This window comes from Sinimarinibacterium arenosum (assembly GCF_005047655.1).
GTDB lineage: Bacteria > Pseudomonadota > Gammaproteobacteria > Nevskiales > Nevskiaceae > Solimonas.
Genome location: NZ_SUKF01000003.1, coordinates 249,430 through 265,320, shown reverse-complemented (window position 1 = coordinate 265,320; position 15,891 = coordinate 249,430). Strand labels below are relative to the sequence as shown.

Genomic DNA, 15,891 nt, shown 5'->3' with positions numbered 1-15,891 from the left:
CAATGAGTTCCGATACCGCTGTTCTTGATCTATGCAGCGCGCTGATCGCAAGGCGCTCGCTGACGCCCGATGATGCGGGCTGCTGCGATCTGATCGGCGAGCGCCTGAGCGCATTGGGCTTCACGCTGGAACGCATCAATGCGGGTGGCGTCACCAACCTGTGGGCAACGCTGGGCGAGAACGGTCCGTTGACGATCCTTGCCGGCCACACGGACGTCGTTCCCACCGGACCGCTGGAGCAGTGGCACAGCGACCCGTTCGTCCCCACGGTCCGCGACGGCGTGCTGTACGGCCGTGGCGCAGCGGACATGAAGTCCGGTCTCGCCGCGATGGTCTGCGCCGTCGAGCGCCTGCTCGCACGGCGCTCGATCGCGGGGCAGCTGGCGTTCCTGATCACCAGTGACGAAGAGGGCTCTGCGCGTTACGGCACGCGTTATGTGGTCGAGACACTGAAGCAGCGGGGCGTCCGGCCCGACTACGCCATCGTCGGCGAAGCCACTGCCGCCGAATCGCTGGGCGACCGCGTCACGGTTGGCCGCCGCGGCTCGCTGGGCTGCAATCTGCGAGTCAATGGCAAGCAGGGCCATGTGGCCTACCCAGAAAAAGCCGACAACCCGATTCACCGCCTGGCGCCGGCACTCGCGGAACTGGTCGCCACGCGCTGGGATGAAGGCAACGCGCACTTTCCACCAACATCGTTCCAGATTTCCAACCTGCACGCCGGTACCGGCGCCAACAATGTTGTTCCTGGACACGCCGATCTGGTTTTCAACTTCCGCTACTGCACCGAATCCACCGCCGAGGATCTGAAAGCCCGCGTCACCGAAGTGCTCGATCGCCATGGTCTGAGCTACGAGGCCGACTGGTGGCACAGCGGCGAACCGTTTCTGACCGGCCCCGGCAAGCTGATCGACGCCGTAACGCAAGCCGTGCAGCAAGTGACCAGCCACACCCCGGCGCTGTTCACTGGCGGTGGCACTTCCGATGGCCGTTTCATCTCGCCATGGGGCGCGGAAGTGGTCGAGATTGGCCCGGTCAACGACAGCATCCACAAGGTCAACGAACACGTATTGGTGGCAGACCTACCCCGCCTCAGCGCGATCTACGAGACAGTACTCGACCAGTTGCTGTGATCAACGCTCCCGACTTCCAGCCTCCGTGGCTGCTGCGCAACCCGCAGCTGCAATCGGTCCTGGCGACCAAGAGTCCGCGCAAACGCCAGTGGCGTCGCCGCGGTTGCCGGATGGAAGCGGTTGCGATGTATCACGAACTCGACGCTGGCAACGATGTGCGCCTGACCGGTTACCTGTCGCAGCAGGCCGGTGTCGAGCGGGAAGCACGTGGGCTTGTGGTTCTGATCCACGGCTGGGAAGGCAGTCACGACTCGACTTATCTGTACTCGATGGCCTGCGCGCTGTTTGACGCCGGCTATTCCGTGTTTCGACTGAACCTGCGCGACCACGGTGGCACTCACCATTTGAACCGCGAAGTGTTCCACTCTGCGCGCATCGATGAAGTCCTCGGCGCCATACGCGTAGTGCAAGCGATGGATCAGACACAGCCGATGTTCGTGATCGGTTTTTCGCTGGGGGGAAACTTCGCGCTGCGCGTCGGGCTTTATGGCTCCAGCGCCGGCGTTACGCCCAGGCTGACCGTCGGTATCTGCCCTTCGATCAATCCACGCAGCACCATCGACGCCATCGATCACGGCTCGCGCCTGTTCCGCTGGTACTTCATGGACAAGTGGCGCAAGACCGTTGAGGCCAAGGTCACGGCGTGGCCGGAGTACGCGACAGCGGCCAAAAACTATTTGCGTCTGGACAACCTGCTGGACATCACCGCGCGCTTCGCCGAGGAACAAACCGAGTACGGCGCGCTGCAGCCCTATCTGGACGCCTACACGTTGACGCCGGAAATGCTGCTGCAGGCACCGTCGCCACTGGCGATCATCACGGCGGCCGACGATCCGGTCATTCCGCTGGACGATTTTTCCGGCCTGAGTGCTGAGCGTGCTCTGCGCCACTTCGAGGTCACACGCCACGGTGGACACTGCGGCTTCATCGAAAATGTCGGCCTGCAAAGCTGGGCAGAAACTCGCGTACTGGCAATGTTCGAGCAGGCACTATCCCCAGGAATCTGACGATCCCGAGTTCGCGTCGTCTCAGGCATAAAAATGGCTGCCCGCGGATCGCGGGCAGCCATTGAAAACGTTTTCGCTCCAAAAAGCCGCGATCAGGCCGCCTTCTCCAGCTCCGCACTCCACTGGCCCATCGCCGCCAGACCGTTCATGCGGGCGCGATGCAGATGCGCCTTGCGGCCGGCGTCGGCATCCGTACCACCCCAGGCCTTCAGCGCAGCCGCCTGCAACGCGCGGCCGTAGGAGAACGTCAGCTTCCACGTGCTTGGGCCGAGCTTGTTCATCTCGTCCAGATGCGCCGTGGCATCGACATCCGACTGACCGCCCGACAGGAACGCAATGCCTGGCACCGCACTCGGCACGCGACGCTTCAAGGTCCGCAAGGTCGCCGCAGCAACCGTCTTGCGATCAGCCTGCACTGAGCACTTCTTGCCCGCGATGACCATGTTCGGCTTCAGAATCATGCCTTCAAGCAGTACGCGCTGCTGATACAGCTCGTGGAACACCGCTTCCAGCGTACGGTCGGTTACCGACTCGCAGACCTCTAGACTGTTGTCGGCATCCATCAGGACCTCCGGCTCGACGATCGGCACGATACCGGCCTCCTGACACAGCATCGCGTAACGCGCCAGCGCGTGAGCATTGGTGTGGATGCAGTAATCGCTGGGAATGCCGTCGCCGATAGTGATCACTGCCCGCCACTTGGCGAAGCGCGCACCGGCCTGGTGGAACTTCACCAGACGCTCGCGCAGACCATCGAGACCCTCGGTGATCATTTCGGACGTCGAACCCGGCAGCGGCTTGGCACCGGTGTCGACCTTGATCCCGGGGATGACGTCCTTGGACGCCAGCAGCTTGGCAAATGGCGTGCCGTCCAGCGCAGACTGGAACAGCGTTTCCTCATACAGAATCACACCGCTGGTGTGTTTTTCAAAACCCGCCGTCGTAAACAGCATGTCGCGATAGGCGCGGCGATTCGCCTCGGTATTCTCGACCTTGATGCTGTCGAAGCGCTTGCCGATCGTGCCGGTGCTTTCATCTGCAGCGAGAAGCCCGCGACCGTCGGCGACCATCGCCAGCGCGGTTGCATTCAACACCTTTTCGTTCATCGATCGCTCCGAATCGTTATCGTGGACTGCCGGTTCACCGGCAAAGTCTCGGAATTTTAACGGAAACTGGCACGGTGATCAGCCATTGTCACGGCAGTTCCGCTACAATCGCGCCGCAGCAGACCCTGGATGCACCCATTCGGAGAGGTGGCAGAGTGGTCGATTGCGGCGGTCTTGAAAACCGCTGAACCGCAAGGTTCCGGGGGTTCGAATCCCTCCCTCTCCGCCACATCCGCCGCAATAGCTGACTGCATGCAAGCCGGATCGCGGGGCGCACACGCACTCATGCAAGCCGATCCCGGCTCGACGCAGCGATAAACGCACAAGCAGAAAAAAGGCCCCTGACGGGGCCTGTTTACTTCGCGATTGGTGCCGGGAACAGGAATCGAACCTGCGACCTACTGATTACGAATCAGTCGCTCTACCGACTGAGCTATCCCGGCGGGGGCGCGAATTATAGAGGCACGGCATGTCGTCGACAACGTTTGGCGACATGCCTGCCCGTCAGGCTTCGCAAACACAGGCCCATGCTCAGCATCCGTTCCCAGAACAGCTGAACGACCGGGTCTGGTTCGCGCCCACATTCGAGTACGACTGACTCGCCGGCGAGAACGTTGCCGTCTGATTGCCGTTGACCGGCACCAGCGGGGTAATCGTCCCGTTCCAGCCTGCCGGAACGGTGCATACAATCACGGCCGTGCGATTGCTTCCACTGCCACTGGTCGCCGGATTTCCGCAGCTCAGTCCGTTCACGCTTTGCACCGACGCTCCACTGGCTCCCGAGTTGCTCAGGTTGGTCATGGTGACGGTGATCGTGTAGGTCGCCGACGTCTGTGCCGTCGCCGTGTAGTTCTCCGACGGGAACGTGCTGGTCACGTTGGCGTAAGACCGGGTCGACGGCGAGAACGTGTAACCGGAGAGGCTTGGGACGATTGAACCGTACCAGAGCCCGTCAACCACGCAGCTGTAGTAACCGGTCGAGCCGTCATAGGCGCAGGTTCCGTTCGCACTCCCGCCGGAACCCCCGGCAGTGATGGAGATCCCGGAAATCGGCACTCCGCTGCTCTGGCTGATCAGGCCATACATCGTGTACGACGTCGAAAAATTCTGACTGGGAATGTTGCCACTGACGCCACTGGTGAAGTTGTAGGCACTCGGAGCGAAGATGATGCCCTGATCCGAGGTCGGCGTGACCGAACCCGTCCAGCCGCTGGGAACGATACAGCTGTAGGCACCTGTTGCCGCATCGTAAGTACAGGCTCCTGTGGACGACCCGGTGGCGGACATCGTCACCGTAGACAGCGTCGGTGCGGCGCCGATCGTGCCGCTGATCGTGTAGTCACTGCTGGTCGTCGTGGACGCAGCAAAATTCGCGGTCTGGTCACTGGTGACGTTGCTGAACGAATAGGATCCGGGCGTGAATGCATAGCCGCTCAATGCCGGAATGACGCTTCCCGACCAACCGTTCGGCACGGTGCAGCTATAGGCACCACTGGCATCCGTATAGGTGCACGTTCCTGCGGAATTCGAACCGCTGCCGCTTGCCGTGAACACGACACCGGCAACAATGGGGCTCACGGTTCCGCTGATCGTATAGTTCACGCTGACGACGGCGGCAGCCACCAGACTGAGCGAACTGCTGTTCGCCGTGACATTGCTCAAAGTCAGGCTTCCCGGAGTAAACGTATACCCCGAGGCGGAAGCGGTGATGACGCCTGACCATCCGCTGGGCACGCTGCAACTGAACGTGGCCGCACCGCTGGAATAGGAGCACAGCACATTGCTGCTGCCGCCACTGCCCGTTCCGGTGACGGTGACGACCGTGCCTGCAGCCAGACCGCTGATGCTGCCACTGAGGGTATAGGAAGTGCCCGGCACAGTGATCGACACAGACGACGTCTTGTTGATCGCACCATCATCCGGATCGGTAGTGATGAACTCGTTGATGACGCCGGTGTTGCTGACGCGCGCACGCGCTGTCGCCGCCGTGGTTCCGGCCGCCTTGGCCAGCACCAGGCCGCGACTGTACAGATCCTGTCCAGCCGTTTCGGTGACCAGCGCGTCGTTGCTCACTGTCGCCACTGAATTGTTGCCGGACACCCATTGCGCCAGCTTGGTCAGGTTGACCTCATAGAAGGGGATCTCCTGCCACACCGTCGCATCATTTGCACTGATGCGGCCCGTGTAGGTGGTCTTGGTCGCATCATCCAGGTAGTCGAGATAGATTCCGCGAGCCAGCAGCTGATCCGTAGCATCCTGATTCACTGTCTCGCTGGTCGACCAGATTGTCGACGGCACGGTCCCGCCCGAAATGACTGCCGATACGTAGTTTTTGACGTAGGTGCCGTAGTTGGTGATGTTGGTCGCGTTCGCCACCCCGCCGGTGCCGAAGAACGACGAAGGAATGGCATTGATGGTGAGCATGCGCCAGTCCTGCGCCACCAGCAGATAACCATCCGTTCGCACCAGTCGGCACGACTCGACGTAATCGTCCCCCGTACTGTTCGCAAGCTGCTGATTGGCGGTGTAGTGCTTGTGGTCGATCACGTCGCCCGTCACCGCGTCATACAGGTAGTCCGATGTCGGGCGATAGGGATCAAAGCAGTTCTTCTTCCCGGTATCGCTGCTCGGATCGCAGGTTGCGTCGTCGTGGTGATCGCGACAGCAGATCTTGCACTCGAAGGCCTGGAAGTCATCCGAGGGCCTTCCGGTGTGCTTCTGTACCTGCTCGCCGAGCAGATTCTTGCCCGTGCCCGTTCCCAGCTGTGTGCAGGAGCAGTTCAGCGTCACGAACTGCTGACGCGTGATGGTGTCCGTTGTCGCGTTGTAGCGGATCGTCTCGTAGGTCGCGACGGTATTCTTGACCGTGTTGCCGTGGCGCCGGAGCGTCGGCGTCGGATTGGTGGTTTCCTTCTTCTGGCCCCCGCCAACGTCGATCGCGATGACGTTCGGCGCAGCCCCCGGTACATAGGTCACCACAGGTGCGGTTCCCGAGGACGCGCTGGCCAGACCCTGAGCTCCGGTAAACGGATCATCCGCCGCCGCAGTATCGTTCATGACGACCTGGCGACTGCCGTCAACATCGGCCCAGGCGATCGTCACGGCCAATGCGTAAAAATCCGGTCGCGACTTATCCGCCAATCCGCTGGGCCACGGCGTAGATGCACAATTGACCGACTTCGCCGCTTCATTGTCCCGGCACAGATAGTACCGAGTGGTTGTCCAGCTACGTGTATAGTTCACGCCGCCAACTGTCACACTGCCACTCGGCAACTCGAGCGTGCCGTCGGCCTTTTCTGCTCCACCAACGTTGGCATTGACTGCAGCCGTCGTGGGACCCAGCTCGTCATACCCGAAGACGCCGGCGGCGCCGGCGGCCAGCTGACTGTAGCTGCGCAGATCATCCAGCTTGGCCTTGGCCATCTGCACCGCAACGCTGCGCGCCTTGGTCGAGTTACCCTCGCGCATCACCACACTCTGAAACTTGACCAGCCCGACCGCGCCCAGGCCCAGCACGACGACGGCCAGCAGAACATCGATCAGGCCGACGCCGCGCTGCCCCGAACTTCCACGCAAGAAAGCACGCAAGAAGAATGTTCGCCGGGCTGAATCTTTCATGGTACGGCTCCGCTGGGGCGTCATCAGTAATCCTTCCAACTGCCGGGCACGGCATACATGCCACCGTTGTCGAGACTCTTGGCCAGATTCTCGAGCACTGTCGCGTCGTAACGCGCGTTGTAGTTACCGTTGCCCAGATTGATGTTCTGGTTCGAGATCAGCGACCCATAGAGGGTTGGACCACCATTGATGGCCACCCCTGCAGACGCCGTTCGCGAGAATGCAAAAATCAACCCGAAGAACGCGCCGTTGTTGTTCATCCGGAACTGAGTGTCCTCGACCACCAGCAGCACCGGCGCGGCAACGCTGCCCACGTTAGTGCCTGTAGGCATCCGGCAATCGCCTGTTCCGGTCGGATGCCAGTACAACCCGGATGAAGATGGCCCAAGGGTCTCGCAGTTGCTGATCAGCTTGGCCTTGTCCTTGACCTTCTGATAGTCGCTTTCGGCGACTCCAAATACGTATTGGAAAAGATCGGAAGGGAAACTGGTACTGTCCGGATTTACGCCTGTATTGCCATCTACATCCAGGATGTCGATACCCTCGACACCGGACGAGCTGATCTGCAGCGATGCGTTGTTTGGGCAGGAACAGGATGGACACAGGGTGACCGTGTTGCCGTCCGGATCACCCTGATAGGTGTAGTTCGTGTTCGTACTCAGAAACTCTTCAATCTGGCAGGTCTGCATGGAGCCCGCCAAAGCGGTATCCCCATTCGACCAGCTGGACAGAGGCACCCCTGAGCCGCCGCCATTGGGATTGGCGACCACATTGAGGGCACCGGTGGTCGCGATCGTTCCCGCAGCAATCAAGGGGGCATCCGGCGTCCGCGCCAGGAACGGCGCAAACGAATAAGCCTGTTTCGCCAGGACCGTTCCCGAGCCGTCGATGGAGGTACCCTGCGCCACGATGTAGAAGACGGTCCGCCCCGGAAGCGCGCTGCCTGCCGTGCCGTTGCGCGCAACGAACCAAACAGATACATGATCTTTCAGATCTTCGCCATTCAAAAACAAACGCTCAGGCAGAGGGCTTGGGGTCGGCGAAGGAATTGGCGGTGGCTCAACCTGGTAGTAGGTCCAGTTGTTATCGAATTGGTTAGCGGTGCCATCTCCGCACGGCAGCGCAGTACCGCCATTGGTGCAAGCGGTCCAATGGCGTGTTAATGCGACATTCATCCATCCGCTGCCCGCACTCTGACGAATCTGACTGGCGTTCTTCGCCAGATACATGATGCCGCGCGCGATACCCGCGTCGGCGGCAGCAGCGGCCTCCTGGTTGCGCATCTCGTTGGCCATGTTCTTCTGTTCGCCCACGCCGATCTGCGAGACTCCCACGGTCACAACGGTGGTGACCACGACAATCAGCAGGGCAATCGCCAAGGCCACCACGCCCTTCTGCGGTGTCCCGATTCGTCGATGTCTGCGCATAGTGTTCATATCGATCGGAGCCCTGGTGGAGTCAGTGGAATGCGTTGTTGCGGACCTTGACCGCCGCCGACAGCGATCGGGTCACGGCCGTGTCGGACTTCAAGGTGCCACTGATACTGATCAGATATTCATCAACTGAGCCAACCAGTTGATTGGACGCCGTGGCCGCGGTCCGGATCCGCGTCACCTGAAATCCACCGGCAGGAATCTCGACGAAGTCAGGATCGGTCAGGTTGTACCAGTCGCCCGACGTACAACTGGTTTCACCCGTCGAAATCCGGATGGCCTTGTCGGTAGCGTCGTAGCGATAGCCGAAGGTCTCATGATCGTCATCGTAAAGACCGTCGCCATTCAGATCGTAGGACACGATGATGCAGCTTCCGACATCAGGGTCCGCGCTGCCTGGGAAGATGACCCCAAACGGATTCAGGACGGTCCAGCTCTGCGCGTAGATCCTGGTTTCAGGCAAGGGTCCCGGATTCGCTGCAGGCGACGCATTGATCGTCACGGACAGCGTGTCTGCATCCGGTACCGACTCAATCGTGCCGTCGATCCGCGTACCCGTGGATGGGAGCATGAACAAGGTCAGATCGACCAAGCCGTTGGCGAGTGCACCTGCAAACGCATTCTTGGTGCTTGATGTTTCCGAATCGAGCCCGGTTGCGGTGACCGTTCCGCTATCCCCACTGAACGACAGCTCGGTGGTCTTGGACAGATGCACGACCTGATCGGCCAGTCCCCACTGACCAGCTCGGGCAATATCGTGCGTCATTGAATTGAGCACGCTGCGCAAATCCTGATTCAGACGCGTGTAACGCATGTTGGTGGTGTCCGCCGACAGGCTGTTGACCAGCAGGCTGGTGCCGACACCCGCCAGCAGCAACCCGGCGACCAGAGCCACCATCAGCTCGACCAGGGACAAGCCTCTTTGGTGAATATGCATGCGCAATGGCGTCTTCACGATTAGCAGGTCTCGAAGTAGATCACGTGGCCAGCGCCGGACGGGGAACACAGCCGGATACGCCCCATGGACGTCGTCACGACCCTGACAACCTGATTCGCCATTGACGTGAACTGCACCGTTCCGCCGGCCATGGTCGGCCGCACCGGATTCAGCGTCAGGTTGCAGCTGGTGGAGCAGCCGCTGTACGTCAGATTCGTCATCGAAACGCCGCGGTAGGCACCACTGTCCACAACCCGGCGGATGCGCACACCGCTTTCGACATCGAGGGCGCAGACGTTGGCTCCCGTGGTCGCGGTGCAGTCGCAGTTCCCGCCTGTATTGAGTCCGTAGCACCACGTTGCGCCGTCGGCGCTGCGGGTGAAGCTGAGGGTGACATTGTTGCTGCGCCGCAGCGCCTCACTGCGGGCCAGACTGAAGTCGGAGCGCATCTGCTCGGCCGCATTGCGCACGCGGTTGCGATTGATCAAGCTGGAATAGCTCGGAACAGCCAGAGCAACGAGAATGCCGAGCACGGTGATCGTCACCATCAGCTCAAGCAGCGTGAAGCCGCGCACGATCGCTTTGACCTTGCTCACTCTGCGACGCATGCTTTCCTTGCGCACTTCACTCCTCCTGGCAGAACCTCAACGACTCCAAGATAGTTCCTGACCGTATCTTAGGCTAAATTCCTACATAAATAAGCTGATGATTGCCTATATACAAGCCGACCGTCTGGCTGAGCATACCGCCCGTCGCGCCACTCACTCATGGAAGCTCCCCTTCCTGCTTCACATCATGCAACAGTCCCATCTCCACCAGGAGTTACCCGTGCATCGACAAGCGCAAACCGGCTTCACCCTGATCGAAGTCATGATCGTCGCCGCAGTCGTCGCCATCCTGGCTGCGATCGCGATTCCATCCTACGACCGCGCCATGCGCAAGACCCGTCGCGCCGATGCCCAAGCCGCGTTGGTGAACATGCAGCTCCTTCAGGAAAAATGGCGAACCAACAATTCGACCTACTCCAGTGACGCGACGCAGGTGGGCGCTCCCGCATCGACCACGACCGTGTACAAGTACTACACCTTCTCGGTGCCAACTGCGACGGCGTCGACGTTTACGGTTCAAGCCGCATCCATTGCCGGCATGGGACAGCAAAACGACACCCAGAGCGGCACGTCCTGCGCAACGTTGACGGTTGATCAGAGTGGAACGCGATCACCGGCCAATTGCTGGTAGCGCCTGTTCTCCGCACCTCATCGCGGCCGATATTCAAATGGCCCGGCGGGGTTGCTCTGAATAGTGCCCAGCATCAGGCCGGCGATCCGTTCTGCGGACGCCGGCGCCAGCGTCAAACCAATTCGATAGTGCCCTGTGCAACAGTACAGCCCAGCCATCGAGGGAACACCCGAAATGATCGGGTAGCCTTCTCCAACGCCCGGTCGCAACCCCGCCCAATGACGTTCGATCGGCCAGCGATCGACACCCGCGTGCAGTTGTCGCGCCCGCCCCAGTAGCCAGTCACGATTGTGCTCAGTCGGCGTTGTATCGAATCCGACGTCCTCCAGCGTGCTGCCCACCAGGACCAGTCCGTCGCGGCGCGGAACCAGATAGACGTCCGACCCGATCACGATTTCCTCCAGCTCGCCCGGAGCGGCGCGCAGCAGGACCATCTCACCCTTGATCGGTCGAACCGGGAGATCCAGCAGCTTCGCAGACCATGCACCCGCTGCAAGCACCGCTTTCCTGCACGCAAAGTCACCGACCGACGTACGGATGCCCCGCAGGCTGCCTCCAGCGCTGATCCAGCCGGTCGCCTCTACATCGGCGATGATCTCTATCCCGCTGCGACGCACCGCTTCAGCGAGAGATTGCAGCAGGCGGGGATTGCGAATCTGTCCGATCTGAGGAAAGGCCTGCTCTCGTCCATCAGCGACATAGCGCGCACCGCAGGCCCAGTACTGCGGATCGATTCCGGTCAGTTCGTGAATTTGGGCGCAGAACCGCGGATACAGTGAAAGACTGCGCGTGAGCAAGGGCTCAATTACCGGATCGATATGATCAGGAGGCAGGGGCCATAAGATGCCGCCGCCGGCCCACGACGCGCCCTGCCCCGGTTGCTGCCGGTCGATCACGACAATCTTTGCGCCGCTGTCTCGCAGCGACCACGCAATCGACAATCCGACGACGCCGGCGCCCACGATGACAATGTCGGCTTCAGCGTTCACAAACTTCCATTTTGTGTTGTGTGCATGCTGCGCTGAGCCGGCGCACGGGCTACTCGGCCTCGGTGGAACGCATCGCTCGGCGCAAAGCCGGCGGCAGTGAAAACACGATGGTCTCTTCGCGCCCCTGCAATTCGGTGGCCATGGTGCCGCCCAGTGCTTTCAGACGTTCGATCACACCCTGCACCAGCACCTCAGGTGCCGACGCGCCGGCCGTCACGCCGATTGCGTGCTTGCCCTGCAGCCACTCCGGATGGATATCGTCAGCACCATCGATCAGATAGGACGGCACGCCGCGCTGCATTGCGAGTTCGCGCAGCCGATTCGAATTGGAACTGTTGCGCGAACCGACCACCAGCACCAGATCACAACGGCTCGCCAGCTCTTTCACCGCGTCCTGCCGGTTCTGAGTGGCGTAGCAGATGTCGTCCTTGCGCGGACCACTGATCTCGGGAAAACGCGCACGCAAGGCGTCGATCACTCGCGCGGTATCATCCATGGACAGCGTTGTCTGCGTCACATAGGCCATGCGTGAAGGATCGCGAATCGGCAGCGCAGCGACGTCTTCGGGAGTTTCAACCAGGTAGATCTGTCCACCATTTGCGGTCGAGAACTGCCCCATCGTGCCTTCGACTTCGGGATGCCCGGTATGGCCAATCAGCACCACTTCGCGCCCCTCGCGCGAATACCGCTGCACCTCGATGTGTACCTTGGTCACGAGCGGACAGGTAGCGTCAAACACCGTCAGTTGCCGCTGCTCCGCTGCCTCGCGCACCGCCTGCGAAACACCGTGGGCGGAGAATATGCAGGTCGCCCCATTCGGCACTTCGTCGACTTCCTCGACAAACACAGCCCCCTGCCCGCGCAGCTTCTCAACCACAAACCGGTTGTGCACCACTTCATGCCGGACGTAGATCGGCGCGCCCAGCGCTTCCAGGGCACGCTCCACGATCTCGATCGCGCGATCGACGCCGGCACAGAATCCACGCGGATTTGCCAGCAGGATCTCCATCACGGCTTCCCCGAATCAGGTGCTTTGCGCGCGGCACTCGCCTGGCGCGCATCAAGCGAAGCCTTACGTCGCGTATCGAGCAGCATATCCAGCAGCAGCAAGGCGGTGCCACAGGAGATTGCCATGTCCGCCACGTTGAATGCAGCGAAATGCCAGTTGCCAACATAGAAGTCGACAAAGTCGACCACGTGACCCCGCGTGACGCGGTCAATGACGTTTCCCAGCGCCCCACCCAGAATGAGCGACAGCGCCGTCGCCAGAATCGTCTGACCGCGCGGATTGCGTCGCAGCCACCACAGGATGCCCACGCTGACACTGACGCCCAATGCGACAAACAACAACGGCGGCGCATTCGACAGCATCGAAAATGCCGCGCCGGTGTTCTTCATGTGCACCAGATTGAGACTGGGCAGCAACGGAATCCGCTCAAACCATTCGAGATTGCTGACCACCAACTGCTTGGTGATCTGATCGATCAGAATGACCAGCACCGAGACCCACAGCAGATAAACATTCTTGTACTGGAATGACATCAGGCACTCACCGGCGTCCTTGACGCTATTGGGGTACGCGAGAAGTTGGAGCGATCCATTTAGATGTACTCACGGACTTCGGCAATGCCGTCGACGTTGCCCGCACAGCGTCCGCAGAGCGTCGGATGGGCTGCAATGCTGCCGACGTCGGCTCGCTGATGCCAGCACCGCTCGCACTTCTGATGTCCCGACGCTGTCGCCGCGATCCAGATTCGGTCGCCGCCATCGAGCGTGAACTCAACTGCCTGTGCGGGCTTCTGTGCCGCAGCATGCACCCGCGCCCCGGACGTAATGAACCAGAAGCGGAGTTCGTCGCCGACCTCGTGCAACGCTTCCGCCACCGCGCCATCCGCGTAGAGATCGACTTCCGCGTTCAGGCCCGAGCCGATCGCTCCACCCGCACGCAGATCCTCGAGCACTTTCTTGACGCCCTCGCGCACTGCGCACAACACAGCCCAATCCACCGACGGTTTGCTGGTTGCGGGCAGATTGTGCCAGCGCTGTGCAAACACCGACGACGTGCGATCACCGGGCAGCAGGGCCCAGATCTCGTCCGCGGTAAATGACAGGATCGGGGCGATCCAGCGCACCAGCGCTTCAGCCAGGTGATACAGGGCAGTCTGTGCCGAACGCCGTGCCAGTGAATTGGTCGGCAGGGTATACAGGCGGTCTTTCAACAGATCGAGATAACGACCGCCCAGATCCACCACGCAGTAGTTGTGCAGCTTGTGATACACCAGATGGAACTCGCGGGCACCATACGCTGCGCGCAACTCGTCCTGCAGACGCTGCGCTTCGGCGATCGCCCAGATATCGACGCCAACCATGCGATCCACCGGAACCAGATCGCGCACCGGATCGAACCCGTGCAAATTTCCGAGCAGGTAGCGCGCGGTATTGCGAATACGCCGATAGGCATCCGCCATCCGCGCCAGCAGCTTGTCGGAGATCGCGATTTCGCCGGAGTAATCACTGGCAGCAACCCACAGGCGCAGCACGTCGGCCCCCAGGGTCTTCAGCACCTGCTGCGGCGCCACAACATTGCCCAGGGACTTGGACATCTTGCGACCCTGCTCGTCCACGGTGAATCCGTGCGTCAGAACCGCCTTGTAGGGCGCCCGTCCCTGCATCGCCACACTGGTCAGCAGCGACGACTGGAACCAGCCGCGATGCTGATCGGAGCCTTCAAGGTAGATATCGGCCTGCGGCGCCTGGCCATTGTCCAGCACGTCCGGCGCCACGGACTTGAAGCCGCATTGATGCACGACGCCGGAGTCGAACCACACGTCCAGCGTATCCGGACACTTTTCGAACTGCGCATCGTCAACGCCCCAGTCCGACGGCGACGATCCGAACCAGGCTTCCAGTCCGTCCTGCTCGACCCGGTCCGCAATCTGGCGCAGCAATTCGGACGTCTTCGGATGCAGGGTCTGCGCCTGACGGTCGACGAACACCGCCATTGGCACACCCCAGGTACGCTGTCTGGAAATGCACCAGTCCGGCCGTCCCGCCACCATTTCACGGATGCGGCTCTCGCCCCAGCCGGGGATCCACTGCGTTTTCGCAATCGCATCGATTGCGTTCTTGCGCAGGCCGGCTGCGTCCATTGAAATGAACCACTGCGGCGTGGCGCGAAAGATCAGCGGCGTCTTGTGACGCCAGCAGTGCGGATAGCTGTGCGTGATCGCGTGATCGTGCAGCAGCGCGCCGGACGCTCGCAGCGCATCAAGAATCGGCGCGTCCGCCTTGCGGACGAACAGTCCGCCGACAACGGGGGTCCCTTCGATGAATACCCCGTTGCTGCCTACCGGATTGTCGACCGGCAGGTCATAGTGCAATCCGACCGCATAGTCTTCCTGGCCGTGTGCCGGCGCGGTATGAACCAGCCCAGTGCCTGCATCGAGCGTCACATGCTCACCGACAATCAGCGGAACCTCGCGTGCGGCGAACGGATGCTGTGCACGCAGGTGCTCCAGTTGCGCACCATCGACCGTCGACACGGACTGCAGATCCGCGCCGATGGCCTGACCCAGCGCTTCGCGCAGATCCGAGGCGACCACCAGGAAACCGTCGCCGTAGGACACGAGGTCATAGCGAATTTGCGCACCAACTGCGATTGCCTGGTTTGCCGGCAGCGTCCACGGCGTCGTCGTCCAGATCAGAAAGTCGATCGGACGCCCCTCGGCCTTGTCACCAAACAGCGCTGAAAGTGCGGGTGATGCCACCGCGCGGAAACGCACATAGATCGAATGTGACTGCTTGTCCTGATATTCGACCTCCGCCTCCGCCAGCGAGGAGCCGCAATCCAGGCACCAGTGCACGGGCTTGAAACCGCGCACCACATGTCCGTTATCAACGATCCGCGCCAGCACCCGCAGCTGTTCCGCTTCGAACGCGGGCTGCATGGTCAGATAGGGTTTGTCCCAGTCGGCCAGAACGCCCAACCGCTCGAAATCCACACGCTGACGCTCGACCTGCTCGCCCGCATATTCGCGGCACTTGGCACGAAATGCCGCTGCGTCGAGTTTGTCGCCAACCTTGCCGAATTTCTTCTCGACCTGCAGTTCGATCGGCAGACCGTGACAGTCCCAGCCAGGGGTAAACGGCGCATGGCGGCCGTCCAATCGGGCCGACTTGACGACAATATCCTTCAACACCTTGTTGACGGCATGCCCAATATGAATGTCGCCATTGGCGTACGGGGGGCCATCGATGAACCAGAATGGCGCCCGCTCACGCGTTTCGGACTGCACCGCGGCATACAGACCTTGCTGCTGCCAGCGCGCGAGCATTTCCGGCTCGCGCTTGGCCAAGCCGGCCTGCATCGGGAATTCGGTTTGCGGAAGATTGATCGTCGATTTGTAGTCGGTCACAGCGGAGTCTGACC

Annotated in this window: 12 protein-coding genes and 2 tRNA genes; 4 read left to right on the top strand and 10 right to left on the bottom strand. The window is 61.2% G+C overall.

Features of this window, described 5'->3' with window-relative positions; all coding sequences use genetic code 11:
* The first annotated feature begins 2 nt into the window (after window positions 1-2).
* Together dapE and E4T66_RS07540 are read left to right on the top strand one after the other, a co-directional pair.
* Complete coding sequence (gene dapE, locus E4T66_RS07545; RefSeq protein ID WP_136848317.1) at window positions 3-1,133, top strand: succinyl-diaminopimelate desuccinylase; 1,131 nt, start codon at window positions 3-5, stop codon at window positions 1,131-1,133.
* Window positions 1,130-2,140 carry a YheT family hydrolase gene (locus E4T66_RS07540; protein ID WP_136848315.1) on the top strand — a complete coding sequence of 337 codons (1,011 nt, stop codon included), beginning with the start codon at window positions 1,130-1,132 and terminating at the stop codon, window positions 2,138-2,140. The genes dapE and E4T66_RS07540 overlap by 4 nt, the downstream gene beginning before the upstream one ends.
* Before the next feature lie 92 nt (window positions 2,141-2,232).
* Here the strand turns inward: E4T66_RS07540 and E4T66_RS07535 are convergent, their stop codons facing one another.
* Window positions 2,233-3,246: a class I fructose-bisphosphate aldolase gene (locus tag E4T66_RS07535; RefSeq protein WP_136848313.1), complete on the bottom strand. Its 1,014-nt coding sequence runs from the start codon at window positions 3,244-3,246 to the stop codon at window positions 2,233-2,235.
* A gap of 141 nt (window positions 3,247-3,387) precedes the next feature.
* Between E4T66_RS07535 and E4T66_RS07530 the strand changes: the two genes are divergently transcribed.
* A tRNA-Ser gene (locus E4T66_RS07530) sits at window positions 3,388-3,475 on the top strand.
* 138 nt (window positions 3,476-3,613) lie between these two features.
* Here E4T66_RS07530 and E4T66_RS07525 read toward each other — a convergent pair.
* From E4T66_RS07525 to E4T66_RS07505, 5 genes are all read right to left on the bottom strand, one after another.
* Window positions 3,614-3,689, bottom strand: a tRNA-Thr gene (locus E4T66_RS07525).
* Window positions 3,690-3,777: 88 nt separating this feature from the next.
* Window positions 3,778-6,864, bottom strand: a complete 3,087-nt coding sequence (locus E4T66_RS07520) for a hypothetical protein (RefSeq protein WP_136848311.1) — start codon at window positions 6,862-6,864, stop codon at window positions 3,778-3,780.
* 23 nt (window positions 6,865-6,887) lie between these two features.
* A complete protein-coding gene (locus E4T66_RS07515) occupies window positions 6,888-8,300 on the bottom strand; it encodes a PilX N-terminal domain-containing pilus assembly protein (protein ID WP_136848309.1) in 1,413 nt (470 codons plus the stop codon).
* Between the two features lie 22 nt (window positions 8,301-8,322).
* Entirely contained in the window at window positions 8,323-9,234 is a 912-nt protein-coding gene (locus E4T66_RS07510) for a prepilin-type N-terminal cleavage/methylation domain-containing protein (RefSeq protein ID WP_136848308.1), read from the bottom strand.
* A gap of 20 nt (window positions 9,235-9,254) precedes the next feature.
* Complete coding sequence (locus E4T66_RS07505; RefSeq protein ID WP_169577535.1) at window positions 9,255-9,857, bottom strand: GspH/FimT family pseudopilin; 603 nt, start codon at window positions 9,855-9,857, stop codon at window positions 9,255-9,257.
* A gap of 82 nt (window positions 9,858-9,939) precedes the next feature.
* On the opposite strand from E4T66_RS07505, the gene E4T66_RS21785 reads away from it, so the two are divergent.
* On the top strand, window positions 9,940-10,473 hold the full coding sequence (locus E4T66_RS21785) for a type IV pilin protein (RefSeq protein ID WP_282706989.1): 534 nt from the start codon (window positions 9,940-9,942) through the stop codon (window positions 10,471-10,473).
* Window positions 10,474-10,490: 17 nt separating this feature from the next.
* On the opposite strand, the gene E4T66_RS07495 is transcribed toward E4T66_RS21785, so the two are convergent.
* Genes E4T66_RS07495 through ileS form a run of 4 tightly spaced genes read right to left on the bottom strand, consistent with a single transcriptional unit; the run spans window position 10,491 to window position 15,877 of the window.
* Entirely contained in the window at window positions 10,491-11,462 is a 972-nt protein-coding gene (locus E4T66_RS07495) for an NAD(P)/FAD-dependent oxidoreductase (protein WP_136848306.1), read from the bottom strand.
* Window positions 11,463-11,511: 49 nt separating this feature from the next.
* Window positions 11,512-12,471, bottom strand: a complete 960-nt coding sequence (gene ispH, locus E4T66_RS07490) for a 4-hydroxy-3-methylbut-2-enyl diphosphate reductase (RefSeq protein ID WP_136848304.1) — start codon at window positions 12,469-12,471, stop codon at window positions 11,512-11,514.
* A complete protein-coding gene (gene lspA / locus E4T66_RS07485) occupies window positions 12,471-13,004 on the bottom strand; it encodes a signal peptidase II (protein WP_136848302.1) in 534 nt (177 codons plus the stop codon). The genes ispH and lspA overlap by 1 nt, the downstream gene beginning before the upstream one ends.
* Window positions 13,005-13,063: 59 nt before the next feature.
* A complete protein-coding gene (gene ileS / locus E4T66_RS07480) occupies window positions 13,064-15,877 on the bottom strand; it encodes an isoleucine--tRNA ligase (protein ID WP_136848300.1) in 2,814 nt (937 codons plus the stop codon).
* Window positions 15,878-15,891: the final 14 nt, after the last annotated feature.

Bases quoted from the DNA above. Each gene is read 5' to 3' on its own strand.
- dapE (WP_136848317.1), top strand. From the start codon at position 3: ATGAGTTCCGATACCGCTGTTCTTGATCTATGCAGCGCGCTGATCGCA.
- E4T66_RS07535 (WP_136848313.1), bottom strand. From the start codon at position 3,246: ATGAACGAAAAGGTGTTGAATGCAACCGCGCTGGCGATGGTCGCCGAC.
- E4T66_RS07520 (WP_136848311.1), bottom strand. From the start codon at position 6,864: ATGAAAGATTCAGCCCGGCGAACATTCTTCTTGCGTGCTTTCTTGCGT.
- E4T66_RS07515 (WP_136848309.1), bottom strand. From the start codon at position 8,300: ATGAACACTATGCGCAGACATCGACGAATCGGGACACCGCAGAAGGGC.
- E4T66_RS07510 (WP_136848308.1), bottom strand. From the start codon at position 9,234: ATGCATATTCACCAAAGAGGCTTGTCCCTGGTCGAGCTGATGGTGGCT.
- E4T66_RS21785 (WP_282706989.1), top strand. From the start codon at position 9,940: ATGATTGCCTATATACAAGCCGACCGTCTGGCTGAGCATACCGCCCGT.
- ispH (WP_136848304.1), bottom strand. From the start codon at position 12,471: ATGGAGATCCTGCTGGCAAATCCGCGTGGATTCTGTGCCGGCGTCGAT.
- lspA (WP_136848302.1), bottom strand. From the start codon at position 13,004: ATGTCATTCCAGTACAAGAATGTTTATCTGCTGTGGGTCTCGGTGCTG.